Annotated in this window: 8 protein-coding genes; 3 read left to right on the top strand and 5 right to left on the bottom strand. The window is 74.2% G+C overall.

All coding sequences use genetic code 11. The annotated features are described in order from the left end of the window. The first annotated feature begins 129 nt into the window (after positions 1 to 129). The 3 genes from ACIQU6_RS29145 to ACIQU6_RS29135 are packed head-to-tail and all read left to right on the top strand — an operon-like array spanning position 130 to position 8,434. On the top strand, positions 130 to 2,943 hold the full coding sequence (locus ACIQU6_RS29145; protein ID WP_403484669.1) for a LuxR C-terminal-related transcriptional regulator: 2,814 nt from the start codon (positions 130 to 132) through the stop codon (positions 2,941 to 2,943). After that, positions 2,940 to 5,603, top strand: coding sequence for an AAA family ATPase (locus ACIQU6_RS29140; protein ID WP_403484668.1), 2,664 nt, complete (start codon positions 2,940 to 2,942; stop codon positions 5,601 to 5,603). The genes ACIQU6_RS29145 and ACIQU6_RS29140 overlap by 4 nt, the downstream gene beginning before the upstream one ends. A 5-nt stretch (positions 5,604 to 5,608) precedes the next feature. Further along, a complete protein-coding gene (locus ACIQU6_RS29135) occupies positions 5,609 to 8,434 on the top strand; it encodes an AAA family ATPase (RefSeq protein ID WP_403484667.1) in 2,826 nt (941 codons plus the stop codon). Between the two features lie 45 nt (positions 8,435 to 8,479). On the opposite strand, the gene ACIQU6_RS29130 is transcribed toward ACIQU6_RS29135, so the two are convergent. The 5 genes from ACIQU6_RS29130 to ACIQU6_RS29110 all read right to left on the bottom strand — a co-directional run. Beyond that, the gene (locus ACIQU6_RS29130; protein WP_403484666.1) at positions 8,480 to 9,250 is read right to left on the bottom strand and encodes a BTAD domain-containing putative transcriptional regulator; all 771 of its coding nucleotides are present in this window, start codon (positions 9,248 to 9,250) and stop codon (positions 8,480 to 8,482) included. Between the two features lie 263 nt (positions 9,251 to 9,513). Further along, positions 9,514 to 10,026: a hypothetical protein gene (locus ACIQU6_RS29125; RefSeq protein ID WP_403484665.1), complete on the bottom strand. Its 513-nt coding sequence runs from the start codon at positions 10,024 to 10,026 to the stop codon at positions 9,514 to 9,516. A 68-nt stretch (positions 10,027 to 10,094) separates the two neighbouring features. Further along, positions 10,095 to 11,636 (bottom strand): FAD-dependent monooxygenase, encoded by a 1,542-nt coding sequence (locus ACIQU6_RS29120; RefSeq protein WP_403484664.1) that lies wholly within the window; start codon positions 11,634 to 11,636, stop codon positions 10,095 to 10,097. Between the two features lie 5 nt (positions 11,637 to 11,641). After that, a complete protein-coding gene (locus ACIQU6_RS29115) occupies positions 11,642 to 14,914 on the bottom strand; it encodes a type I polyketide synthase (RefSeq protein ID WP_403484663.1) in 3,273 nt (1,090 codons plus the stop codon). Between the two features lie 59 nt (positions 14,915 to 14,973). Then, a partial coding sequence (locus ACIQU6_RS29110; RefSeq protein WP_403484662.1) for an SDR family NAD(P)-dependent oxidoreductase occupies positions 14,974 to 26,652 on the bottom strand: 11,679 nt, incomplete at its 5' end.

Here is a 26,652-nt window from a genome sequence, read left to right as displayed (position 1 = left end):
GCGGGGACGATGACCGGCTGTTGATCGGATCTTGATCGGGGCCTTCGAGACTGCCCGGGGAACCACCGCACGAGAACGGCCGCGCTGTCGGGTGCCGCGTCGTCGGCAGCGTCGAAAGGAACGGGTGTCATGTCCGGCAAGGTGAGATCTTCCGTCCCGGCGACGGAGTGGGGCATGGTCGGCCGTTCTTCCGAGTTGGACACCCTGTTCTCCCGCGCCGGGAAGGCGCGCGCCGGGAGCGCGCGCTGCGTCGTCGTGCGGGGGGACACGGGGAGCGGGAAGACGGCGCTGCTCGACGGGTTCCGGCACGACGGCCGGCTGGGCGGAGCCACGGTGCTGTCCGCGGCTGGTTGCCGGGGAACCGCGGAGGCTCCGGACGCCACGGTCGGCCGGCTCTTCGGTGACGTGGGGGGCGGCGCGCCATCCCGCCGGGAACGGCTGGCCCAAGCCTCCGCCTCGGCGGGGCTTGTCGTGCTCGTCGTGGACGACGCCCAGTGGTGCGACGAGCGTTCCCTGCGCTGGCTGGAGTCCCTGCTCCACCGGCCGGAAGGACTCCCGCTGTTGGTCGTGCTGGCCTGGGGAGGGCGGGACGGCCATCCCGCCGGTCCGGCCGGCCCGACGCTCGGCAGGATCGTCCGTCACCCGACGACCCGGCTGCTGGCCCTCGGGCCGCTGGTCGAGGAGGACGTGGCCGCGGCCGCGGCACGTTGCCTGGGCGGCGCGCCCGAGGCCGAGGTCGTACGGCGCTGCGCGGAACTCTCCGGCGGGAACCCCCTGCTGCTCCGGCGCCTTCTGACGCGGCTGCGCGGGCAGGGCCTACGGCCGGGCGCGCGGGCCGCCGCGGACGTCGACGCGGCATGGCGCCGGATCCACACCTCCTTAGTGCGGGCGCGTCTGAGAAGCCTGGATGTGACGGAACGTCAGGTGGTGCGCGCCGCGGCCGTGCTCGGCTGGACCGATTCCCCTCCGGACGCCGTGGCGGGCACCGGTGACGTCGCGTCGCCCGAGCGCGTCGGAGCGCTCGCCGGAGTGCCGACCCGTCTGGTGTCGGCGGTGCTCGGCGGCTACCGCGACGACGAACTGCTCGCCACCGGCGGGCTGGAGACCCTCCGCACGGCGGTCCTCGAAGTCACACCGGCCGACGAGGTGGCGCGGTTACGCGCCGGCGCGGCCCGGCTGCTCAACGACGAGGGCTTAGCCGCCACCGAGGTCGCGGTCCACCTGCTGCCGCTGCCTCGGCTCGGCGAGGGATGGATGCGCGGCGTGCTGCGCGACGCGGCCGAGCAGGCCCGGCGGCACGAGGACCGGTCCCCGGCCGTCCCGTACCTGCGCCGCCTGCTGGCGGACGAGAGCGACGAGCGCAGTCGCGTACGCACCGGGCTGGAACTGGCCGGAGCCCTCGCCGCCACCGACCCCGAGGCCGCGCTGGACACCTTGCAGAGCCTGCTGGCACGGACCGCCGACGCACGGCTGCGCGCGTCCGTCGCCCTCCAGTTCGGCATGACCGCGCAGGCCGTGGGCCGCCCGGCGCTCACCGTGCTCTCCCGCGCCCTCGACACGCTGCGGGCCGCGCTGGGCCCCGGCGGCGACGAGGCCGGCCGCGACCTGTGCTGGCGGATCGAGTCGGCCGTCCTCTTCGCCGCACTGCACGAGAAGCCGGCCTTCGCCGCCGTGCGGGAACGGGCCCGCGCGGCCACCGCGCGGGAGCCCGCCGAGACCGCCGCGGGCGGCAGTCTGCTCGTGCGGGCCCAACTGGGTGCCCTGGAAGGCGCGCCCGCCCGCAAGGTCGTCGACCTGGCCGCCCGGGCCGTGGGCGCCGCGGGCGCCGGTGCCCCGGACTGGATGCGCGTCCAGGCCGCCGTGCTCTTCCACCTGGCCGACGAGCCCGGCAGGGCCCTGGAGACGCTGGAACCCGCGATGGCCGACGGCAACGGATGCCTGCCCCGGTGGTGGCTGCTGGCGGACCGTTCGATGGTGCGCCACCGGCTGGGCGACTTCCCCGCCGCCCTCGCCGACGCGCGGGCCGCCCTGGAGAGCATGGGCCGCCCCCGGCAGAGCCCCGGCTCCGCGCTGCCGTTCATCGCCTGGGCCGCCGTCCAGAGCGAGCAGGGGGCGACCGACGCCGCGGAGGCGGCCCTCGGCCGGGCGGCGGAGTCCGGTCTGGGCCAGTCGGTCCTGGGGCGGTCCTGGCACCTGACGACCTGGGCCTGCGTCCGGCTGCGCGCGGGCGACCCGGAGGGTGCGCTGGCCCGCGCCCGGCGCTGCGGGCGGTGGTTCGCCGAGGCGGGCATGGGCGACCCGGCGTGGGCGACGTGGCGCACCGTGGCCGTCACGGCCCTGGCCGGGCTCGGCCGTACCGCCGAGGCCGCCGCCCTGGCCGAGGAGGACCTGGAGCGGGCCCGCCGCTGGGGCACCCCCCACGCGCTGGGCAAGGCGCTCCTCGCGGCGGGCACGGCGGCCCGCGGCGACCGCCGCCTGGACCTGCTGGCCGCCGCCGTCGAGACCCTCTCCCGCTCGCAGGCCCGGCTGGACCGCGCACGCTCCGAACTCCTGCTGGGCCGGGAGCTGTCGAGGCGCGGCGACCTCACGGGCGCCCACGCGCACCTGACCCGCGCGCACGCGACGGCGCGGCGCTGCGGCTCGCGCCGGCTGACGGCCGCGACCCGCGAAGCGCTGACCGCAGCGGGCACCGGCCGCTCCCGGACCGCTCCGGCCGGGGTCGGCTCGCTGAGCGGCACCGAGCGACGGGTGGCCGAGTCCGCGGCGGCGGGCGCCACCAACCAGGAGATCGCCGAGTCCCTGTTCCTCGCCCGGCGCACGGTGGAGATGCACCTGACCTCCACCTACCGCAAACTCGGGCTGGCCGGCCGCGCCGACCTGTCCGCCGCGCTGCGCGCCCTCGCACAGACCGCCGCCCGTCCGGCCGCCCCGGTCGCCTCATGAGCGGCGGCACGGCGACGAGGACCGCGCCCGGACAGCGGCCGGTGAACGGTGCGGAGGTGCTCGTCGAGCGGGACGGCGAGACGGCACTCCTGCGCGAGGCCGTCGACGCACTGGCCGCCGGCCGTCCGGCGGTGATCGCGGTCGAGGGGCTCCCCGGCACCGGACGCAGCGCCCTCCTTCGCTACGCCGTCACGACGGCTCGCGGCGCGGGCCTCACCGCCGTGTGCGCGTACGGCTCCCCGGCCGAGACGGACCTGCCCTTCGGCATCGTTTCCCAACTCCTGGCCCACCTGCGCGCGGACGACGCCCACGACCCGGCCGACCGGCCTCTGCCCCTGCTCTGCCATCCCTTCCTCGCGGCCGCGCGCGAACGGCCGCTGCTCCTCGCCGTCGACGACGTGCAGTGGGCCGACGCCGACTCGCTGCGGTGGCTGGAGGCCATGGCACGGCGCACCCGCGGCGCGCCCCTGACGCTCCTGGTCGCCGGCGTGCCCGGCATGGTGCCCGCCGCCCTGTCCGGCACCACCGCGCACCTCACGCCGCGGCCGCTGACCCGGGACGGGGTGGCGGCGGTGCTGGCCGCCGTCTGCGACGGACCCGTCGAGGAGACGTTCGCCGAGGCGGCCGCCGCCGCGTGCGAGGGCAGCCCGGCGGTGCTCCGCCCGGTGCTGGCGGCGCTGGCGGCCGACGGCCTCGGACCCACCGCCGAGGCGGCGGCCGGCCTGCCGGGACGCGCCGCCGAGGCCGTCGCCGACCGCACCGCGCGGATCGTCGACGGCCTCGGACCCGAACTCACCTCCCTGCTCCGCGCGATCGCGGTGGGCGGCCCCCACCTCGGCCTCCGCCAGCTCTGCGAACTGGCCGGCCTGCGCACGTTGCCCGCCCCCCGCGCGCTGCGCCTGCTGACCGGCGCCGGACTGGTCCAGGACGGGGACCACCCGCGCACGCCCCCGGGCGTGGCCGACCAGGCGCTCGCCGGGCTGACCGTGCGGCAGCGCGAGGACCTGCGCACCCGAGCCGCCGCGCTCGGCCACCGCATGGCCCTGCCCGACGTACCGCTGGCTGAACTGCTGCTGGGCGGCCGGGCGGCCGGGGCCGGATGGGCGGCGGACGCCCTGGCCGGCGCCGCCGCCCGGTACCGGAACACCGAACCCGCCCGCGCGGCCCGCTACTTGGAACGCGCGCTGGCCGAGCCGCTCGCTCCCCACCGGCGGGCACAGATGCTCGTCGACCTGGGCGTGGCCTCCTTGACGGACGCCCCCGACAGCGGCGAACGCTCGCTGTGGCGCGTGCTGTACAGCCCGGCGCACGACGTGCCCCCCGCGGCCCGGCTGCGCGCCGCCGACCTGCTCGCCGCCTGGGGGCACGCCGCGACCGTCCGCCGCGGCACGGCGGTGGCCCGCTCGCTCCCCGGCACCGGCCCGGCGGAACGGGACGCCTGCCAGGCCCTGTACTGGCTGATCGGAGGCGGGGCGCCGAGGGAGGAAGGCGTGGACGTGCCCCCTGTGCCGCCGCTGAGCGGGCCGCCCCGAGGACCCGCCCAGGCCGGCGTCCTGGCCCTGCGCTCCGCCGTGGACCAGAGCCTGCCGCTCGCCCGCGTACGTACCCTGGCCGAGACCGCGCTGCGCCCCGAGCGCGGCCATCCCGCCCTGTTCACCGCCCAGTTGGCGGCCTGCTACACCCTGGCCCTGACGGACGCGTACGAGGAGGCGGTGGCCGGTCTCGACGGGATCGTCGCCGAGGCCCGGAAGCAGGGCGCGGGCACGGCCGTCACGGCGGCCCTGAGCCTGCGCGCGTTGGTGGCCCTGCGCCGGGGATGGCTGGAGGAGGCGGAGCGGGACCTCACGGAGGTGGAGTGGGCGGAGCTGCCCAGCCCCGCGCCCGTCAAGGCCAGGCCGCTGGTCGTGGCCATGCGCCTGCTGCTGCACCTGGAACGGGACGAGGCGGACGAGGCGCGCCGGTGCGCGACGGCCGAGATGCCGGTCCGCGCCGTGAACGGCATGTGGTGGCCGCTGTTCCTCTACGCCAGGGGCCGGCTGGCGCTGCGCACCGGCGACCACGAGGTCGCCCTGTCCGACCTGTTGGAGTGCGGACGCGGGCTGCTGGCCAGGGGCTGGACCAACCCGGCCGTCGTGCCGTGGCGTTCGGCCGCGGCCGCCGCCCGGCTGGGCTGCGGCGACCGGGCCGGTGCCGAGCGCCTGGCGGCGGAGGAGCACGCGGCGGCCGAGGCGTGGGGGAGCGCCAGCGCGGCCGGCACGGCCCTGCTCGCCCTGGGCCTGGTGACCGAGGGCGAGCGGTCCCGCGAGGCCAGGGCCGCGGCGGCCCGGCTGCTGCGGGACGCCACCCCGCCCGAGTGGGACACCCCGCGGCGCACCCGCCTGGTCCGGGAACTGACCGGCGGACCCGGCACTCCCACGGCACCGCCCCGCGTGGCCGCGGCACAGCCGCCGGACCTCCCCGGACCGGCGGCGGGCCGGGAACTCACCGCGGCCGAGCGGCGCATCGCCGAACTGGTCCGCGACGGCATGACCAACTCCGCCGTCGCCCGAAGACTCTCGGTCTCCCGGCGGATGGTGGAGATGCACCTGACCCGGGCCTACCGGAAGCTGGGCGTCTCCGGCCGCCAGGACCTCGCCCGCCTCATCCCGCAGGAGGACTGATCTGCTTGCTGCTCGAACGGGACACCGAGTTGCGCGCGGTGGCCGGCGCCCTGGACACCGCCGCCGCCCACGGCAGTTCCCTGACCGCCGTCACCGGCGCCTGGGGAACGGGCAGGACGGAACTGCTCAACCACCTTCCGCCGCTCGCGGAGGACAGGCACGTACGGGTGTTACGGGCCGACGCGGCGCGCTCGGAGCGGGAGTTCGCCTTCGGCGTGGTGCGCCAGCTCTTCGAGCCGGTACTCGCGCAGGCAGCGGACGCGGCCCGGCGGCGGTGGCTGGGACCGGGCGGGGAGACCCTGCGGAGCGTCATCGCCGAGGAGACGCCCGCGCTGGAGGCCGGAACGCACCCGCGCCTGTGGCGGGAACTGCGCTCGCTGGCCGCCCACATGGCCGCCGACACACCGCTGCTGATCGTGGTGGACGACGCGCACTGGGCGGACGAGCCCTCGCTGCGCTGGCTGGCGTACCTCGCCAAACGGCCCGTCGCGCGGCCCGTCACGGTCGTCGTGACCCTCGCCGACGGCGACCCCGGGGCCGGGACGCCCCTGGTACGCGACCTGCTGGCGACCGGGAGCCGCGTCCTGCGGCTGCGCCCGCTGTCCCCCGAGGGCACCCGGACCCTGGTGGAGCGGAGTTTCGGCGAGCCCCCGGACGACGCGTTCGCGCGGGCCTGCCACGACGCCTGCGGAGGCAACCCGATGGTCACCACCGCCGTCGGCCACACCCTGCGCCAGGCGGGGCTGCGACCGGTGGCGGAGCACGGGGAGCGGGCCGTGCGCGTGAGCCCGCCGGTCCTCCGGGAACGCCTCACCGCGCGCCTGGGTCAACTCCCCTCGCCCCTGCCGGAGTTCGCGCGGGCCCTGGCCGTACTGGGGGAGCAGGCGGAGCCGGAACTCCTGGCGCGGCTCGCGGAGTTGGACGCCGTCGGGTGCCGCGCGGCCGAACGGGCCCTGCGGGCCCTGGGCGTGCTCCGCCCCGGTGCCGGCTCATCGGCACCGGCCTTCCGCCATCCCGTCTTCCGGGACGCGGCGGAGGAGACCCTCACCGTCGAGGAGCTGCAACGGCTGCTCAGCCGGGCGGCCGTGCTGCTCCTGCGGGCCGGCCATCCGGCCGAACAGATCGCCGCCCGGCTGATGGTGACGGCACCGTCCCCCTCACCGGACGCGCCGTGGACGGTCACCGTGCTGCGTGCGGCGGCCGACGCCGCGCTCGATCGCGGCGCACCCGAGGACGCGGTGCGATTCCTGCGCCGGGCCCTCCAAGAAGCCTCCACGGAGGGCGAGGACCGCGCCGTGGTCCTGGTGGACCTGGCCGGGGCCGAGCGCGTCACCGACCCCTGGATGGCCGCGCGGCACATCTCCCAGGCGGTGTCCCTGCTGCCGTCGGCCGAGCAGCGGGCGGCGGCGCTGCTGCGCATCTCGCCACCCGTCTTCGACACCGCCGCACCGCAGACGGTGGAGCTGTTCCGCGAGGTCTTCGCCGCGCTCGGACCCGGCCGCGCGACGGGCGGCGCCGCCCGCGAGGTGGCGCTGCGGCTGGAGGCCCGGGTCCGCTGTGCGGAGCCCACCGCCCCCGGACGCCTCGCGGACTCCGTACGGCGGCTGGCGGAGCTGGGCCCGGAGCCCGGGCTGCGGACCGGTGCCGAACGCGAGCTGGTGGCCGTACTCCTGCACGACGCGGTGGCGGCGGGCCGGATCGCGCGGGAGGACGCCGTCCGGCTCGCCCGGCGGATCCTGGAACGCGAACCGGCGGTGCCCGAGCTGTCCCACACCACCCTGCCGCTGCTGGCGATCACGCTGGTCGCGGCCGACGACCTGGCCGACCTGCCCGCCTGGCTGGAGGCGCTCCTGGCGCGCGCGGTCGAGCAGAAGGCCCTGGTGTCCCAGGTGATCACGGGGACCGAACTGGCCCTGGTGCGGCTGTGGTCGGGGGACGTGACGCGGGCCAGGGCACTGGCCCTGGAGGCCCACCGGCTGGCGGGGGAGCGGTGGGAGGCCCACACGGCGGCCGGTGTCGCGCTGGCCACCGTCGCCATCGAGACCGTGGACCCACAGCTGTGCGACCGCCTCCTCGCCCAGGACTCCGCCCCCGCCTACGGTGACGTCACCGACGTCTACCGCAGCGTCACCCACCGGATGCTCCGTGGCGTACGCGCCTACCAGCGACGCGACGACGCCACCGCACTGGACCACTTCCTGGCCTGCGGCAGGCGGTTGGAACGGGACGGCTGGCACAACCCCGCGCTCGGCCCCTGGCGCGCGTGGGCGGCCCTCGCCCACCGCCGCCTCGGCGACGCGCGGGCGGCCGAGGACCTCATGGGCGAGGAAGGCGAACGCGCCCGGGCCTGGGGAGCACCGGCCGCGCTCGGCAGGGCCCTGCGCGTGCACGGCACGCTGACGGCGGGGGAGCGGGGGAAGTCCCTGCTGAGGGAGGCGGTGGACGTGCTGTGGGGCTCGCACCACCGCCTGGAACTGGCCAGGGCGTTGGTGCAACTCGGCGTCAGGGAGAGCCGCGAGGGGGATCCCCGGGCGGAGAGCCGGCTGCGGGAGGGCGCGGCGCTCGCCGACGCCTGCGGGGTGCCCGCACTCGCGGCCCGCGCCCGCGCCCTCCTGGGCGGACCGGCCCCGGACCCGGCACCCGGCCTGTCCTCGGTTCAGCTCACGGTCGCCGGCATGGCGGCCCGCGGACTGCCCAACGGCGCCATCGCCGACGAACTGGGGGTGACCCGCCGGGCGGTGGAGAAACACCTCACCGCCGTCTACCGCAAACTGGCCGTCCGCGGCCGTCCGGAACTGGCCGGGGCGCTGCGCATGGCCGGATCGGGCTGAGGCTTCCGCTCCCGGCCGACGGGCGGGGGATCCGTCGGTGCGCCGTCAGGCGGAAAGCCGGGCGGCCAGGTGGTCGTCCGCTGCGAGGATCGCGTGGTGGACCCGGCGGGTGGCGAGGCAGGGCTCCAGACCGAGTTCCTCCCGGAGGGTGTTCCGGGCCACCTGATAGACGTGCAGGGCGTCCGCCCGCCGGTCGCAGCGGTACAGCGCCAGAATGAGCTGCCGGTGAAATGCCTCGTGCAACGGGTACTGGTTGAAGAGCGAATAGAGGCGGCCCACCGCCTCGCGGTGCCGGCCCAGGGTCAGTTCCGATTCCATCAACTGCTCGGTGCAGTCCAGGCGGGCCTGGTCGAGCCAGTGCACGAAAGCGTTGATGATGGGGCCGCTGCGCAGTCCGCCGAGAGCCGTCTCCTGGGACAGTTCCAGCGCGGCGCGCAGTTTCTCGACGGCCTCGTGGTGCTGCCCGGCCCGTGCCGCCGCCCGGCCCTCCTCGGCGAACCGGCTGAAGACGTGCGCGTCCAGTTCGCCCGGCGCGACATGGATGAAGTAGCCCGGGGAGCGCGTGACGATCGGGCTCACGGGCATTCCGCAGGAGCGCAGGAACTTCCGCAGTTCGCAGATGCGGACATGGATCGCCGTGGTGGCGCGCAGCGGTGAATTCCCGCCCCAGATCTCGGATATGAGCTCCTCCAGCGAAACCACGTGATTGGCGCGGGCCAGCAGTGACGCGAGAACGATTTCCTTCTTCCGGGCCGAGAGGAAAACCGGTTCGTTGTCGTGAATGACGTGGAGCTTTCCAAGGATCCTGTACCGCACGAGAAACTCCAAGTCCTCAGGTGGGGCAAGCCGCTTCGGTGGAAGTGTGGAAATCGACGGAAGAAAAGTGACGTAAAGTCATCCCGACGTATTTGCAACCTAACCGGCCGCGTTCGACACAGTCAACGAAGTGGAAGAAGGCTGCGGTGCGGTTCGGACCGAACCGCCACCTGGTACGGAGGTGCGTCCCGGATCTAGTTCGGAGGGTCTCCTTCGGAAGGGGCGGTACGGGGGCGGCGGTGGGCCGCCGCCCCCGCTTTCGCTCACTGGCCGGCCGCACCGCACAGGACGAGATTCGCCTGGAACCGGTGGCGCAGCACCTCGCTGCGCAGTTCCCGCACGCCGACCTTGCCCAGGTAGCGGCCGCCGGTGCCCACCGCGTGGAGCGCCTGCCACTCGCCGGCGAGGATGGCGTTGACATCGATCCAGCCCGCCGTCTGGATCTCCCCGTCGGGCAGGGTGATCTCCTCCCGGTAGAAGGCCATCAGGTGGCCGCTGGACGGCTGGTTGACGACCTTCCAGCTGTGACCGACCAGGTGGCCCACGGAGTTGCCGTCGGCGTCGAAGAACTCGTCGGTGTGCGTGCTGCGGTCACCGGCGTGGAAACCGGCCTCGGCGACCGCCTTGTAGTCCAGGTTCACCGTCTCGGACAGGCCGGTGAGGGCGAAGCAGTCACCCGCCGGCTTCTCGGCCACCGTCATCGGCTCGGTGACCATCGCGGCCGCGCACTCCGGGCACATCTCCACCGCCGCACGGAACGGGTCGATCAGACGCATGTCAATGCCTTTCTTTTGCAAGGGACTTCAGGGAAACGGGACGTCAGAGAAAGAGAAAGGAAAGCGGTTCAGTGGCCGTCCGGTTCCGTGGCCGGCCCGAACCAGCGGCCCAGGGCCGCCTCCAACTCCCGCGGGGCGGGCGGGTGGCCCTGCGGCGCGGCCCAGGCGACATGCCCGTCGGGCCTGATCAGCACGGCGGACAGGTCGTCGGCCCCGGCTCGCGGGCAGGTGGCGGTGACGAGGTCCACCCGGTCCGCCCAGCCGTCGGCGGCCGCCTTCAGCTCCGGCGCGCCGGTCAGGTCGAGCAGCACTCCGCGCGCCCGCTCCAGCAGCCCCAGGCTGCCGAACGTGGAGCCGTCCGGAGCGGTCAGTTCGCGGTGCGGCATCCGCCGGCCCACGAGCGGGTGGTCGTGCCCGAGGTCGTAGCGCACGTCGACGCCGCTGAGCTCCCCGGCCAGCCGGTCGTTGACCTCGGTCGACTCCAGGGTCTCGGCGACGACCGTGCGCAACGCGTCGATGTCCGGGCCACCGGTCATCAGGACGTTCTGCGCCCGGGTGTTGAGCAGGACGCGGGCGGCGGCCGGGTGACGTTCCCGCTCGTAGGTGTCCAGCAGGTCTGCCGGGGCCCGGCCGCCGACCTCGGCCGCGATCTTCCAGCCGAGGTTCACCGCGTCGTGCACCCCCAGGTTGAGCCCCTGGCCGCCGAACGGCGGGTGGACGTGCGCCGCGTCACCGGCCAGCAGCACCCGGCCGACGCGGTAACGCGCCGCCTGCCGGGTGGTGTTGCCGAACCGGCTCAGCCACTGCGGTGTCGCGCCCGAGAGATCGATACCGGCGACCGCGGCGACGGTCTCGCGGACCTCCTCGAAGCTCGGCGGCCCGGCCCGGCGCACCGGCGGCCGGGAGAAGTCGCCGACGATGAAGCGCAGGACGTCCTCGCCCGCCGTCGAGACCGCCACCGCCGAGACCGCGAGCCAGCCGCGCTCGGTCCGGACGAAGGGGAAGGGCCGTGCCTGCAGCCCGGGGAGGTCCCTGCTGACCCCGGAGACGTCGGCCAGCAGCACGTCCGCGGTGGCGTCGGTGCCGGGGAAGCCGACGTCGAGGAGCGACCTGACCGTGCTGCGGCCGCCGTCGCAGCCGACGACGTACGCACCCCGCAGCCGGTACGGCCCCTTGGGGCCCGTCACCTCCAACTCCACACCCTCCGCGTCCTGGTGCAGCCCCGTCACCTCGTGGCCGCGCCGCACCTCGGCGCCGAGCTCCTCCGCCCATTCCGCGAGCACCCGCTCGATGCGCGCCTGCGGCAGCAGCAGCACCGCGTGCGGGCTGTCGAGGCGGCCGAGGTCGATCCCCACCGGCAGCAGCGCGAAGTGGCTGTACCGGCCCGTGCGGCTCCCGGTGAACCGGTCGAGGATCCCGCGCTGCTCCCAGATCTCGATCGTCCGCGCGTACACCCCCGGCGCGCGCGACTCGCGTTCTCCGGTGAATCCCGGCCGCTTCTCCAGGACCACCACGTCCACGCCCGCGAGCCGCAGTTCGGCGGCCAGCATCAGCCCGGTCGGACCGGCGCCGCAGACCACCACCGGTCGTCGGTTCTCGTTCGTCGTCATGCGAGTCACTCCTTGGTGTGCAGAGCGCTGAGTACGGTGCGCAGGTACCGGGCGAGGGAGACGGGGGCCGGGTGGTCGTAGACGACGACCGGCTCCAGCAGCAGCCCGGTGGCCTCGCACAGGCGGTTGCGCAGGTCGAGGGCGGTGAAGGAGGAGAAGCCGGCGTTCTGGAAGGTGACCTCCGCCTCGACGGCGTCCGGCGTGTCGTGTCCGAGCACGGCGGCGGCGTGGGTGCGGATGATGTCCAGCAGAACGCGGTCCTGCTCCTCGGGGGCGGCGCCGGCGAGGCTCTCGCTCAGCCGCCGCTGCTTGTCGGTGTCCTCCAGGGGCCGGGGCGGCTCGGCCGCTTCCTCCGGCGTCTCCGGGGTCGAGCGGTGCCACCAGGCGGACAGGGCCGGCAGCACCTCGCCGAGCGCGGCCCGGCGGCCGTCGTCCAGCCCGAGACGCTCCGCCAGGGTGTCCAGGTCCCCGCCCGACACGGCGTTCCAGAACTCCGCCTCGCTCCCGCTCGCGCGGTGCGTGCCGCGGGTGGCGGCCGACTCCAGCCAGTAGTGCCGCCGTTGGAAGGCGTAGGGCGGCAGGTCGAGGGGGCGCGCACCGGGGAGGACGGCCGGCCAGTCCACCTCCACCCCGTTGGCCCAGGCCCGGGCGAGCGCGTCCAGCGCGCGCGGGGCCTCGGGCCGGCCCTTGAGCAGCACCGGAGCACACACGGTAGCCCCGGCGGGCAGGCTCAGTTGGGCCATGGAGGACAGCACGGCGTCCGGGCCGAGTTCCAGGTAGGTGGACACGCCCGCGTCCTTCAAGTGACGGACGCCGTCGTGGAATCGGACGGTCGCGCGGATCTGCCCGGCCCAGTAGGCGGGCGAGCACAGTTCCTCGGCGGTGGCCCGGCGGCCGGTGACGAGCGAGACGACGGGGATCGTCGGCGGGTGGTAGGCGAGCGACTCGGCGACCGCCTGGAACTCCGCCAGGGCGGGTTCCACCAGCGGCGAGTGGAAGGCGTGGCTGACCTGGAGCGAGGTGGTCCTGCGCCCCTGCTCCGCGAAGTGCCCGGCGATCCGCCCGGTCGCTTCCCGCTCCCCGGAAAGCACCAGCGCCCGGGGGCCGTTGACGGCGGCGATGCCGACGGCGTCCTCGTACCCGGCCAGGAGCGGCAGGACCTCCGCCTCCTCGGCCTCCACGGCGATCATGGCGCCCCCGGCGGGCAGCGCGTCCATCAGGCGTGCCCGGGCGGCCACCAGAGCCGCCGCGTCCGGCAGGCCGATGACCCCTGCCGCGTGCGCGGCGGTCAGCTCACCGATGGAGTGCCCGGCGAGGTACCCGGGCGTGATCCCCCAGTGCCGCAGGAGCCGGTACAGCGCCGTCTCCAGGGCGAACAGCGCGGGCTGGGTGTAGGCGGTGCGGTGCAGCAGCTCCGCCTCCGGGCTGTCCGGCGCGGCGAACACGACCTCGCGCAGCGGGCGGTCCAGATGCACGTCCAGGTGGTCGCAGACCTCGCCGAGGGCCTTGGCGAAGACCGGGAAGACCTCGCTCAGTTCGGCCCCCATGCCCAGGCGCTGGCTGCCCTGCCCGGTGAAGAGGAAGGCGGTGCCCCCGGCCCCGGCCCCGGTGCCGCGTACGAGCCCGGACGTGCCGCGGTCCCGCGCCAGGTCCGCCAGGGTGGCCAGCAGCTCCGTACGGCTGCGCCCCACGACCGCGGCACGGTGCGGGAAGTGGGTCCGCGTCGTCGCCAGGGACAGGCCGACGTCCGCGGCCCCGGCCTCCGGGTGGTCGAGCAGATGCCGGTGCAGACGACGCGCCTGGGCCCGGACGGCGCCGCGGGTGCGGGCCGACAGCACCCACGGCACCGGGCCCTCCTGCGCGGCTTCCACGGCCGCCGGCTCCTCCGGGGCGGGCGCCTGCTCCAGGATGAGGTGGGCGTTGGTGCCGCTGATGCCGAAGGAGGAGACGGCCGCCCGGCGGGGGCGGTCCGCGTCCTGCTCCCACGGCGCTGTCTCGGTGAGCAGCGAGACGGCTCCCGATGACCAGTCGACGTGCGGGGTGGGCTCGCCGACGTGCAGGGTCTTCGGCAGTACCCCGTGCCGCATCGCCATGACCATCTTGATGACGCCGCCGACGCCCGCCGCCGCCTGGGTGTGGCCGACGTTGGACTTGAGCGAGCCGAGCCGGAGCGGCCGTCCGGCGGGCCTGCCCCGCCCGTAGGCGGCCAGGACAGCCCGGGCCTCGATGGGGTCGCCGAGTGCGGTGCCGGTGCCGTGTGCCTCGACGGCGTCCACGTCGGCGGGGGTGAGCCGGGCGTTGGCGAGGGCCTGCCGGATGACCCGCTCCTGTGCGGGTCCGCTCGGCGCCGTCAGTCCGTTGCTCGTGCCGTCCTGGTTGACCGCGCTGCCGCGGACGACCGCCAGGATCCGGCGGCCGTTGCGCCGGGCGTCCGACAGGCGCTCCAGCAGCACCAGTCCCGCGCCCTCGGCCAGGCCGGTCCCGTCGGCGCCGGTGGAGAACGCCTTGCAGCGGCCGTCCGGAGCGAGGCCCCGCTGACGGCTGAACTCGACGAGGGTGTTGGGCGTGGCCATCACCGTGGCACCGCCCGCCAGCGCGAGCGCGCACTCGCCGCCGCGCAGGGCCTGGACGGCGAGGTGGAGGGCGACCAGTGAGGACGAGCAGGCGGTGTCCAGCGTTACCGCCGGACCCTCCAGGCCGAAGGTGAAGGAGATCCGGCCGGAGGCCACGCTGCTCGACGTGCCGGTCATCAGCTGGCCCTCGAACTCCTCGGGTGCCTCGTGCGGATGCGGCGCGTACCGCATGTCCGCCACCCCCACGAAGACGCCCGTGCGGCTCCCGCGCAGCGTCTCGGGGACGATGCCCGCCCCCTCGAACGCCTCCCAGGCGGTCTCCAGCAGCAGCCGCTGCTGGGGGTCCATGGCGGTGGCCTCGCGCGGGCCGATGCCGAAGAAGTCGGCGGCGAAGTCACCCGCGTCGTGCAGGAAACCCCCGCCGGTGGCGTACGTCGTACCGGTGCGGTCCGGGTCGGGGTGACACAGGGACGCGAGGTCCCAGCCCCGGTTGCCGGGGAAGGCCGAGACGGCGTCGGTCTCCGTCTCCAGCAGTCGCCACAGCTCCTCGGGGGTACGGACGTCCCCGGGGTAGCGGCAGCTCATCGCGACGATCGCGATCGGCTCGCCGGCCGCCTCCTCGGCCTCCCGGAGCTTCTCCCGGGCCTCCTGGAGGTCGGCGGTCACCCACTTGAGATAGTCGAGCAGCTTTTCTTCGTTGGCCATCGTGGGTTTCTCCTTGTCGGCCTCGGCACCGGTGTCGGCATGGATCGGTCGGGAGGTCATCAGCGGCCCGCCGCCCGGCCGAGGCCGTTGTCGATCAGGGCGAAGATCTCCTCGGGCGACGCCTCGGCGATCCGCTGGGACGCGGTCGGCTCCCCCTCCGGTCGCCGGGACCGACCCCAGGCGGTCACCAGCTCCTCCAGCCGCTCGACGATCTGCTGCCGGACCGCGTCGTCCGCCTCGGCGGCACCGCTCAACACGGCCTCCACGCCGGCCAGTTCGGTGAGCGCCGTATCCGCGGCGGCGGGCTCGCCGGGGAGCAGCGCCTCCAGGAGGTGACGGGCCAGCGCCTCGGGCGTGGGGTGGTCGAAGACGAGCGTCGCGGGCAGCCGCAGCCCGGTCGCGGTGACGAGCCGGTTGCGGAACTCGACGGCGGTCAGGGAGTCGAAACCGCTCTCCTTGAAGAGGCGCCCGGCGTCCACGGTGTCCGGCGTGGCGTGCCCGAGCACCGCGGCGGCCTGCCCGCGCACGAGGCCGAGCAGCGCGCCTTCCCGCTCGCCAGGGGGGAGGGCAAGCAGCCGGCGCTCCCAGGAGTCGGCCGGTGCCGCACCCCCCGCCGCGGCCGCGCGGCGCACCGGGGTACGCAGCACGCTCCCCAGCACGGCGGGCAGGGAGCCCGCCTCGGCTCGCTCCCGGAGCGTGGCCATGTCGAGCCGGGCGGGCACGACGACCGGCTCGGCACCGGTGAGGGCCTTGTCGAAGAGGGCCAGGCCGTCCTGTGTGGAGAGCGGGACCAGGCCGCCGCGCGCCATCCGGCCCACATCGGTGCTGTCCAGGTGGGCGGTCATCCCGGAGCGCTGCTCCCACAGGCCCCAGGCCATCGACACGGCGGGCAGGCCCGCACGGCGCCGCCGCTGTGCGAGGGCGTCGAGGAAGGCGTTGGCCGCGGCGTAGTTGCCCTGGCCCGCGGCACCGACCGTGCCGGCGGCCGAGGAGAAGAGCACGAACGCGGCCAGGTCCGTGGTGCGGGTCAACTCGTCCAGGATCACCGCCCCGTTCGCCTTCGGCCCGAGGACGCGGTCCACCTGTGCCTCGGACAACTCGGTGACGACCGCGTCGTCGAGGGTGCCTGCGGTGTGGATGATGGCGGTGAGGGGGTGTTGGTGGGGGATGGTGTTGAGGAGGTTGGTGAGGTGGTGGGGGTTGGTGGTGTCGTGGGCGGTGATGGTGATGTGGGCGCCGAGTGCGGTGAGTTCGTTGTGGAGTTGGGTGGCGTTTGGGGTGTTGGGTCCGCGTCGGCTGGTGAGGTGGAGGTGGCGTGCGCCGTGGTGGGTGATGAGGTGGCGGGCTATGTGGGTGGCGAGGGTGCCGGTGCCGCCGGTGATGAGGATGGTGCCGTTGGGGTTGAGGGGTGTGGGGAGGGTGAGGGCTGTTTTGCCGGTGTGGCGGGCTTGTTGGAGGTGGCGGAGGGCTTGGGGTGCGTTTTGGATGTCCCAGGCGGTGAGGGGGAGGGGGTGGAGGTGGCCTTGGGTGAAGAGGGTGAGGAGTTCGGTGAGCATCTCGTGGATGCGGTCGGGTCCGGCGTCGGCTTGGAGGTCGAAGGGGGTGTAGGTGATGTGGGGGTGTTGTTGGGTGAGGGTGTCGGGTTGGCGGATGTCGGTTTTGCCCATTTCTAGGAAGTGTCCGCCGTGGGGGAGGAGGCGTAGGGAGGCGTCGGTGAATTCTCCGGCGAGGGAGTTGAGGATGACGTCCATGCCGTGGCCGTTGGTGGTGGTGAGGAAGTGTTGTTCGAAGTCGAGGGTGCGTGAGTTGGCGATGTGGGTGTCGGGCAGTCCCATGGTGTGGAGGGTGTGCCATTTGGTGGGGCTGGCGGTGGTGTAGACGTCGATGCCCCAGTGGTGGGCGAGTTGGACGGCGGCCATGCCGACGCCGCCGGTGGCGGCGTGGATGAGGAGGCGTTGTCCGGGTTGGATGTTGGCGAGGTCTCGTAGGGCGTAGTAGGCGGTGAGGAAGACGACCGGTAGCACGGCTGCTTGGGCGAAGGTGAGGTTCTCGGGTACGGGTGCGGCCATGCGTTGGTCGGTGACCGCGAAGGTCCCGGCGCTGCCCGGGAAGAGTCCGAAGGCGCGGTCGCCGGGTGTGAAGTGGGTGACGTCGGGGGCGACTTCGGTGACGATGCCGGCTGCTTCGCCGCCGATCAGGGCTTCGTTGCCGGGGTACATGTCCAGGGCGATCAGGACGTCGCGGAAGTTCAGTCCGGCTGCGCGTACCGCGATGCGTATCTGTCCGGGGCGCAGCGGTTCTTGGGGGGAGGGCAGGAGGGCCAGGTTCTCCAGGGTGCCCTTGGCCGTGACATCCAGACGCCAGGGCTCCGCCGGCGGCGTCAGCCCGTCGGACGGCCTCGGGCGCACGAGCCGGGCGGCACGCAACTCGCCGTCCCGGACGGCGAGTTGCGGCTCGCCGGTGGCCAGCGCGATCCGGACCTTCTCGTACGAGCCGTCCCGGCCGTCGAGGTCGAGGAGCACGACGCGTCCCGGATTCTCCGACTGCGCCGTCCGCAGCAGACCCCACACCGCGGCGTGCGCGGGGTCGCTGACCCGATCGCCCTCACCGGCGGCCACCGCGCCCCGGGTGAGGACGACCAGCTGTGACGAGGCGAACCGCTCGTCGGCCAGCCAGGACTGGACCAGACCCAGTGCCCGCAGCGTTGCCTCCCGCGTCGCCCCGGCGAGGTCGTCCCAGGACTCCGTACGGCACTCGACGGCCACCACCGAGGGCACCTCGCCCTCCAGGGACCCCAGGTCCGCGTACGGCTCGGCATCGAGGGCCCCGGCCAGGGCGGGCGATCCGAGCACGGCCCACGAGGTGTCGTCGCGGCCGGACTCCGGCACGGCGGTCCACTCCACGAGGAACATCGCGTCGGACCGCGCGTCCGCCGCCAACTGCCCGGGCGCGACCGGCCGCAGGACCAGCGAGTCCACCGAGGCCACCGGCTGCCCGGCGGCGTCGGCCACGGTCAGGGCCACCGCGTCGGTGCCCGCGGGAGAGAGCCGCACCCGCAGCGCCCCGGCGCCCCGGGCGTGCAACTGCACACCGCTCCAGGCGAACGGGAGTCGCACGGGGCCCTCCTCGGTACCGGAACCGTCCAGGGCGAGGGCGTGCAGCGCGGCGTCCAGCAGTGCCGGATGCAGGCCGAAGGCACCGGCCTCGGCCGACTGCCCCTCCGCCAGGGCGACTTCGGCGTACAGGTCCTCGCCGGACCGCCAGGCGGCCGTCAGCCCCTGGAAAGCCGGCCCGTACTCGTACCCCAGGGCGGCCAGGGCCTCGTAGTGTCCGCTCAGGTCCACCGGGGTCGCCCCGGCGGGCGGCCACGCGGCGAGGGCGTGCTCAGCGGCAGGTTGCGCCGCCGTGCCCAGGGTGCCGGTGGCGTTGCGGGTCCAGGGCAGGTCCGCGTCGGTGTCGCCGGGACGGGAGTGGATGTGGAAGGGCCGCAGCCCCGCGTCGTCCGGCGGGTCGACGGTCACCTGGAGGTGCACCGTCTCCTCCTCCGGCAGCGGCAGCGGTGCCAGCACGGTCAGTTCCTCGACCCGGGCGCGGCCCGCCTCGCCCGCGGCGTGCAGGGCCAGCTCCACGAAGGCGGTACCCGGCAGCAGGGGGGTACCGGTCACCGCGTGGTCGGCCAGCCAGGGCCGGGCCCGTCGCGACAGGCTGCCGGTGACGACGCGGCTCTCGCTGCCGGCCAGCGACAGGGCGGCACCCAGCAGCGGGTGGCCGGTCGGCCGCAGCCCCAGCTGTGCGGGGTCCGCCTGCGACGGTGCCACGTCCAGCCAGTGACGGCGCCGCTGGAAGGGATAGGTCGGCAGGTCCAGGGCGCCCCGCGGGGCGCCCGGCAGGGCCGGGGTCCAGTCCACGGCGAGGCCGCGGGTGTGCGCGGCGGCCAGCGCGGTGAGCATGCGGGCCGGGCCGCCCTCGCCGCGGCGGAGGGTGCCGATGACCGTGGTGTCCTGCCGCGGGTCCAGCTCCTCCAGCGTCTCCTGAAGGCTCATCGTCAGCACCGGATGCGGACTGACCTCGATGAAGGTGTGGTGCCCGGCCGCCGCGAGGACACCAATGGTCTCCTCGAACCGGACGGTGCGCCGCAGGTTGCGGTACCAGTACGCGGCGTCCAGCGTCGCGGTGTCGACGAGGCCGCCGGTGACCGTGGAGTAGAACGGAATCGCGGCGGAGCGCGGGGAGACGGGGGCCAGCACCTCGGCCAGCCGGTCCCGGACGGCCTCGACATGGGCGCAGTGTGAGGCGTAGTCGACGGGGATCACCTTGCTGCGCACACCCTCGGCCGTGCAGTGCGCGTGCAGTTCCGCCAGGGCCTCGGTGTCACCGGAGACCACGGTCGCGCGGGGGCCGTTGACGGCCGCGACGGCCAGCCGGTCCTCCCAGCGCCCGAGCAGCTCCGCCACCTCGCCGTGCGGCAGGGGGACGGACAGCATGCCGCCGCGGCCGCGCAGGGCGTCGAGTGCCCGGCTGCGCAGGGCGACCACCAGGGCCGCGTCCTCCAGGGAGAGCGCGCCCGCGACGCAGGCCGCGGCGATCTCGCCCTGTGAGTGGCCGACGACCGCCGCCGGTTCCACTCCGTACGAGCGCCACAGGGCCGCCAGCGAGACCATCACCGCGAAGAGGGCGGGCTGGATCGTGTCGGCGGTGTCCATGGCGGGCGCCCCCGGCCTGCCGTGCAGGAGGTCGAAGAGGTCCCAGCCGGTGTGCGGGGCCAGCGCCTCGGCGCACGCCCGCATCCGCTCCCGGAAGACATCGGACGTCTGAAGCAACTCCAGGGCCATTCCCTCCCATTGGGAACCCTGGCCGGGGAAGACGAAGACCGTCTGATGACCGGACCTGGCCGTGGCCTGCGTGAGCTGCGGCGCGGGCACGTCCCGGGCGAGGGCGTCGAGCGCGGAGCGCAGCTCCTCCCGGTCCGCTCCGACGAGCGTCGCGCGGTGCTCGAAGCCGGCGCGGGCCGTGGCCAGGGCGTGGGCGACCTCCCGTACGTCGGCGTCGGGAGCCGCGTCGGTCCAGGCCAGCAGCCGGCGCGCCTGTTCCCGCAGGGCCTCGGCGGACCGCCCGCTCAACAGCCACGGCACCACCGCCGCACCGGGGTTCGGGGCGGCCGGGGCCTCCGCGGCCTCCGGCTCCGGAGCCGCTTCCAGCACCAGGTGGGCGTTGGTGCCGCTCATGCCGAACGAGGAGACCGCGGCGCGGCGGGGACGGTCGGTCCCGGGCCAGGGCGTGGCCTCGGTGACCAGACGGACGGTGCCGGTGCCCCAGTCGGCGTGCGGAGTGGGGGTGTCGGCGTGCAGGGTCGGCGGGAGGACGCCGTGGCGCATCGCCATGACCATCTTGATGACGCCCGCGACACCGGCGGCCGCCTGGGTGTGGCCGATGTTGGACTTCACCGAGCCCAGGTGGACCGGGAGGTCCCCGGCCCGCTCCTGCCCGTAGGTGGCCAGGATGGCCTGGGCCTCGATGGGGTCGCCCAGCGTGGTGCCCGTGCCGTGTGCCTCCACGGCGTCCACGTCGGCGGGGGTGAGCCGGGCGTCGGCCAGCGCCTGGCGGATCACCCGCTCCTGGGACGGGCCGTTGGGCGCGGTCAGCCCGTTGCTGGCACCGTCCTGGTTGACCGCGCTGCCGCGTATCACCCCCAGGATCCGGCGGCCGTTGCGGTGCGCGTCGGAGAGCCGCTCCAGCAGCACCAGACCCACGCCCTCGCCCCAGCTCGTGCCGTCGGCGTCGGCGGAGAACGCCTTGCAGCGGCCGTCGGCGGACAGCCCGCGCTGGCGGCTGAACTCGACGAACAGCGTGGGAGTGGCCAGGACGGACGCGCCGCCGGCCAGCGCGAGCGAGCACTCGCCCCGGCGCAGTGCCTGGGCCGCGAGGTGGATGGCCACCAGCGACGAGGAGCAGGCGGTGTCGACGCTGACCGCCGGGCCCTCCAGCCCGAAGGTGTAGGCGACGCGGCCGGAGATGATGCTCGCCGAGCTGCCGGTCAGTCGGTAGCCGCCGGCGTCCTCGGGCGAGGCGTCCAGCAGCGCGGTGTAGTCCTGCGAGCTGGTTCCCGCGAACACCCCGGTGTCGCTGCCGCGCAGCGCCGCCGGGTCGAGGCCGGCGCGCTCGAACGCCTCCCAGGCGGTCTCCAGCAGCAGCCGCTGCTGGGGGTCCATGGCGGTGGCCTCGCGCGGGCTGATGCCGAAGAACTCGGCGTCGAACAGCGGCGCGTCGTGGAGGAAGCCGCCGTGCCGGGTGTAGGTCCGGCCCGGGGTGCCGATCTCCGGGTGGTAGAGGCCCTCGGTGTCCCAGCCGCGGTCGGTGGGGAACTCCCCGATGGCGTCGGTGCCTTCGGCCACCAGCTTCCACAGGTCCTCGGGTGAGGCGACGCCGCCCGGGTAGCGGCAGCTCATCGCCACCACCGCGATCGGCTCGTCCGCGCTCCCGGCCGCGGCCGGTGCGACGGACGCGGGGGCTGCGGCCTTCTCCGTACGCCCGCCGAGCAGTTCCAGCACATGCCCGGCGAGGGCCGTGGGGGTGGGGTGGTCGAAGGCGAGGGTCGCCGACAGGCGCAGGCCCGTCGCCGCGCCCATCCGGTTGCGCAGCTCGACCGAGGTCAGCGAGTCGAAGCCGATCTCGTTGAAGGGGCGCGCGACGTCGACGGACTCGGGCGCGGCGTGCCCGAGCACGATGGCCGCCTGCGTACGCACCAGGTCCAGCACGGCCCGCTCGCGCTCGGCGGCGGTGAGTTCCGCGAGCCCCGCGAGCGGCGAGCGCTCGTCGGACCCGCCGCGACGGGCGGCGGTACGGGGCAGGCGCGGCCGTACCAGGGAGCTCAGCAGCACCGGCAGTGTGCCCGCGTCCGCCTGACGGCGCAGTACGGCCAGGTCCAGGAACGCCGGGACCGTCACGGCACGCCCCGCGCCGAGTGCCGCGTCCAGCAACTCCAGGGCTTCGTCCGGCGTCATGGGGACGACGCCTGTCCGGCCGATCCGGGCACGGTCGGCCTCGTCCAGGGTGTTCGTCATGCCGCTCGCCTCGTCCCACAGACCCCAGGCGAGGGAGGTGCCGGGCAGTCCCTGGGCACGGCGGTACTCGGCCAGGGCGTCGAGGAAGGCGTTGCCCGCCGCGTAGTTGGCCTGCCCGGCGTTGCCGAGGGTGCCGGCGACCGAGGAGAAGAGCACGAAGGCGGACAGGTCGGCGTGCCGGGTCAGCTCGTGCAGGTGCCAGGCCGCGTCCACCTTGGGCAGCAGGACCTGCCGCAGCCGCTCGGGCGTCAGGTTCTCCAGGACCGCGTCGTCGAGGGTGCCTGCGGTGTGGATGATGGCGGTGAGGGGGTGTTGGTGGGGGATGGTGTTGAGGAGGTTGGTGAGGTGGTGGGGGTTGGTGGTGTCGTGGGCGGTGATGGTGATGTGGGCGCCGAGTGCGGTGAGTTCGTTGTGGAGTTGGGTGGCGTTTGGGGTGTTGGGTCCGCGTCGGCTGGTGAGGTGGAGGTGGCGTGCGCCGTGGTGGGTGATGAGGTGGCGGGCTATGTGGGTGGCGAGGGTGCCGGTCCCGCCGGTGCTGAGGATGGTGCCGTTGGGGTTGCGGGGTGTGGGGAGGGTGAGGGCTGTTTTGCCGGTGTGGCGGGCTTGTTGGAGGTGGCGGAGGGCTTGGGGTGCGTTTTGGATGTCCCAGGCGGTGAGGGGGAGGGGGTGGATGTGGCCTTGGGTGAAGAGGGTGAGGAGTTCGGTGAGCATCTCGTGGATGCGGTCGGGTCCGGCGTCGGCTTGGAGGTCGAAGGGGGTGTAGGTGATGTGGGGGTGTTGTTGGGTGAGGGTGTCGGGTTGGCGGATGTCGGTTTTGCCCATTTCTAGGAAGTGTCCGCCGTGGGGGAGGAGGCGTAGGGAGGCGTCGGTGAATTCTCCGGCGAGGGAGTTGAGGATGACGTCCATGCCGTGGCCGTTGGTGGTGGTGAGGAAGTGTTGTTCGAAGTCGAGGGTGCGTGAGTTGGCGATGTGGGTGTCGGGCAGTCCCATGGTGTGGAGGGTGTGCCATTTGGTGGGGCTGGCGGTGGTGTAGACGTCGATGCCCCAGTGGTGGGCGAGTTGGACGGCGGCCATGCCGACGCCGCCGGTGGCGGCGTGGATGAGGAGGCGTTGTCCGGGTTGGATGTTGGCGAGGTCTCGTAGGGCGTAGTAGGCGGTGAGGAAGACGACCGGTAGCACGGCTGCTTGGGCGAAGGTGAGGTTCTCGGGTACGGGTGCGGCCATGCGTTGGTCGGTGACCGCGAAGGTCCCGGCGCTGCCCGGGAAGAGTCCGAAGGCGCGGTCGCCGGGTGTGAAGTGGGTGACGTCGGGGGCGACTTCGGTGACGATGCCGGCTGCTTCGCCGCCGATCAGGGCTTCGTTGCCGGGGTACATGTCCAGGGCGATCAGGACGTCGCGGAAGTTCAGTCCGGCTGCGCGTACCGCGATGCGTATCTGTCCGGGGCGCAGCGGTTCTTGGGGGGAGGGCAGGAGGGCCAGGTTCTCCAGGGTGCCCTTGGCCGTGACATCCAGACGCCAGCCGTCGGCCCCGGCCGGCGGAAGCAACTCCGCTGCCCGGCCGTCGATGCGCACGAGGCGGGGGACGGAGGCCACACCGTCGCGCAGGGCGAACTGCGGCTCCCCGGAGGCCAGCGCCGCCGGCAGCGCCGTACGGGACGCCTCCGTGCGGTCGACATCGACGATCTGCAGTCGGCCGGGGTGCTCGGTCTGGGCCGAACGCAGCAGGCCCCACAGGGCGGCCGCGGCCGAATCCCGCACCTGGTCGTCCGCACCGGACGCCACCGCGCCACAGGTCACGACGGCCAGGCGGGCGTTGGTGAACCGCTCGTCGGCCAGCCACTCCCGCACGGTCTCCAGCAGCACGGCGGTCGCCCGGTGCACCGCACCGGGAACATCCTCCCCGGGCGTCGCGCTGAACTGCGCCACCACGGTCGAGGCGTCCGCGGGGAGGTCGGCCAGGCCCGCGTAGCGGCCGGGACCGGCCGGCCCGGCCGGGTCGTCACCGAGGACCGCCGGCGCCGGCGAGGACGTCCCGGCGGGAACGGGCAGAGGCGTCCAGTCGATGCCGAAGAGGCCGTCGCGGGTGGCCGGAACGGCGCCGAGCTCGGCCGCCTCCACGGGCCGCACCGACAGGGAACCGACGGACAGCAGCGGGGCCCCGGCGCCGTCGGCGACCGAGAGGGCCACGGTGTCGGGCGTGAGCTGCGACAGCCGGACGCGCAGTTCCTCGGCCCCGGCGGCGAACAGCCGCACGTCGCCCCATGCGAACGGCAGCCGGAAGCTCGCGGCCTCGCCCTCCTCCGGCAACGCCTCCAGGGCCAGCACGTGCAACGCCGCGTCCAGCAGCGCCGGGTGGACGGTGAACAGCGCGTCGTCGTCATCGGAGACCGTACCCGCGGCGCCCTGCGGGAGCCGGACCTCGGCGTACAGGTCGTCACCGTCCCGCCAGGCGGCGCGCAGGCACTGGAAGGCCGGACCGTAGGTGTAGCCGTGCCCGGCCAGGCGCTCGTAGAGGCCGTCCGTGTCGATCGCGGTCGCCCCGGCGGGCGGCCAGGACGCGGCGGAGTCCCTGGCGTCGGTGACGGTGTCGAGCGGGGCGGGAGCGAGGGTGCCGGTGGCGTGCCGGACCCACTCGGCGCCCTCGTCCGCGCGGGAGTACAGCTGAACGGGCCGCTGCCCGGCCTCGTCCCGCGCACCGACGACGAGTTGGACGTCCACGTCGGCGCCGTCCAGCCGCAGCGGGGCCTCCAGCGTCAGGTCCTCGACCACGGGCAGGCCGAGCCGCACCCCCGCCAGGAGCGCCAGCTCCACCATCGCCGTACCGGGCAGCAGGGTCGCGCCCAGCACCGCGTGGTCGGCCAGCCACGGGAAGGCCGCCAGCGACAGTCGGCCGGTGAACAGATGCCCCTGGCCGTCGGCCAGTTCGACGGCGGCGCCCAGTAGTGGGTGTTCGGCCTTCGTCAGTCCTACCGCGCCGAGGTCGCCGTGTCCGGTCGGTGCTTCCAGCCAGTGGCGCTCGCGTTGGAAGGGGTATGTGGGCAGGTCCACGGAGCGGTCACCGGAGCCGAACAGCGCGCGCCAGTCGATTTCCGTGGCGCCGTGGACGTGCAGTTGTGCGAGGGCGGTCACGGCGGCCTGTGGTTCGGGGAGGCCCTTGCGTGACGATGCGGCGCACACGGCTGCTGTGCCGGTGCTGGTGCGTGCCAGGGCGGTGAGGGTGGAGTCTGGCCCGAGTTCGACGAAGGTGGTGACGCCGTCGGCTTCAAGGGTGCGCACGGCGGCGTGGAAGCGCACGGCCTCTCGTGCGTGCGTGGCCCAGTAGTCCGGGGAGGCCAGTTCTTCGGCCGTGGCCGGACGTCCTGTCAGGGTGGAGACGAGTGCGATCTTCGGAGTTTGGAAGTCGAGGCCGCGCGCGATGGCCCGGAAGTCGTCCAGCATCGGGTCCATGTGCGGTGAATGGAAGGCGTGGCTGACTGTCAACTGGCGGGATTTGACGCCTAGTTCGTCGAGGTGTGCGGCGATGGAGGTGACCGCGTCCGCGTCGCCGGAGACGACTGTTGACTCTGGGCCGTTCACTGCTGCCAGTGCGATCTTGCCTTCCAGGCCGGCCAGCAGTGGCAGTACTGTTTCCTCTGATGTCTGGACTGCCAGCATCGCTCCGCCGGAGGGCAGTGCCTGCATCAGTCGGCCTCGTTCCGCCACGAGGCGTGCTGCGTCTTGGAGGGAGAGGACTCCGGCCGCGTAGGCGGCTGTCAGTTCGCCGACGGAGTGCCCGGCTACCACGTCCGGTCGCACGCCCCAGGATTCCCACAGTCGGAACAGTGCTGACTCGATCGTGAAGAGGGCCGGTTGTGCGAATTCCGTCCGGTGGACGGTTTCGTCTGTCATCGCTTCGCGCAACGGCACCCCGAGGGCGTCGAATGCGGCGCACGCCTCGTCGAAGGCGGCGGCGAAGGTGGGGAATGCGGCGTACAACTCCCGTCCCATTCCCGGTCGTTGGCTGCCTTGGCCGGTGAAGAGGAAGGCGAGCTTGCCTGGCGTCGATGCGATGCCCGTCACCGTGCCGGAGCCCGTTGCCAGGTCTGTCAGGCCGTTCATCAGTGTCGTGTGGTCGGTGCCTACTACTGCGGCGCGGTGTGGGAACTGTGTGCGTGTGGTCACCAGGGCGTGGCCGACCTCTGTGGCGGAGACTTCCGGCAGCTCCGTCAGGCGCTCGCGTAGCCGTGCGGCCTGAGCGCGCAGCGCTGCTTCGCTGCGCGCGGAGAGTATCCAGGGGACGACGGTGCCTGTGGGGGCCGGCTGGTCGTTGGCTTCCTCTGCGGTTTCGGTCTGTTCGAGGATGAGGTGGGCGTTGGTGCCGCTGATGCCGAAGGAGGAGACGGCGGCGCGGCGGGGGCGGTCGTCGGGTGTGGTCCAGGGGTGTGGTTCGGTGAGGAGGGATACCTCTCCTGTTGTCCAGTCGACGTGTGGGCTGGGTTCGTTGGCGTGGAGGGTTTTGGGCAGGGTGGCGTGGTGCATTGCCATGACCATTTTGATGACGCCGGCGACCCCCGCCGCGGCTTGGGTGTGGCCGATGTTGGATTTGAGGGAGCCGAGGTGGAGGGGTTGGTCGGTGGTGCGGTTTCGGCCGTAGGTGGCGAGGAGGGCTTGGGCTTCGATGGGGTCGCCGAGTTTGGT

Source organism: Streptomyces sp. NPDC090442, from assembly GCF_044769405.1.
Lineage (GTDB): Bacteria > Actinomycetota > Actinomycetes > Streptomycetales > Streptomycetaceae > Streptomyces.
The sequence above is the reverse complement of the archived record's forward strand: the minus strand, read 5'-3'. Positions and strand labels throughout refer to the sequence as shown.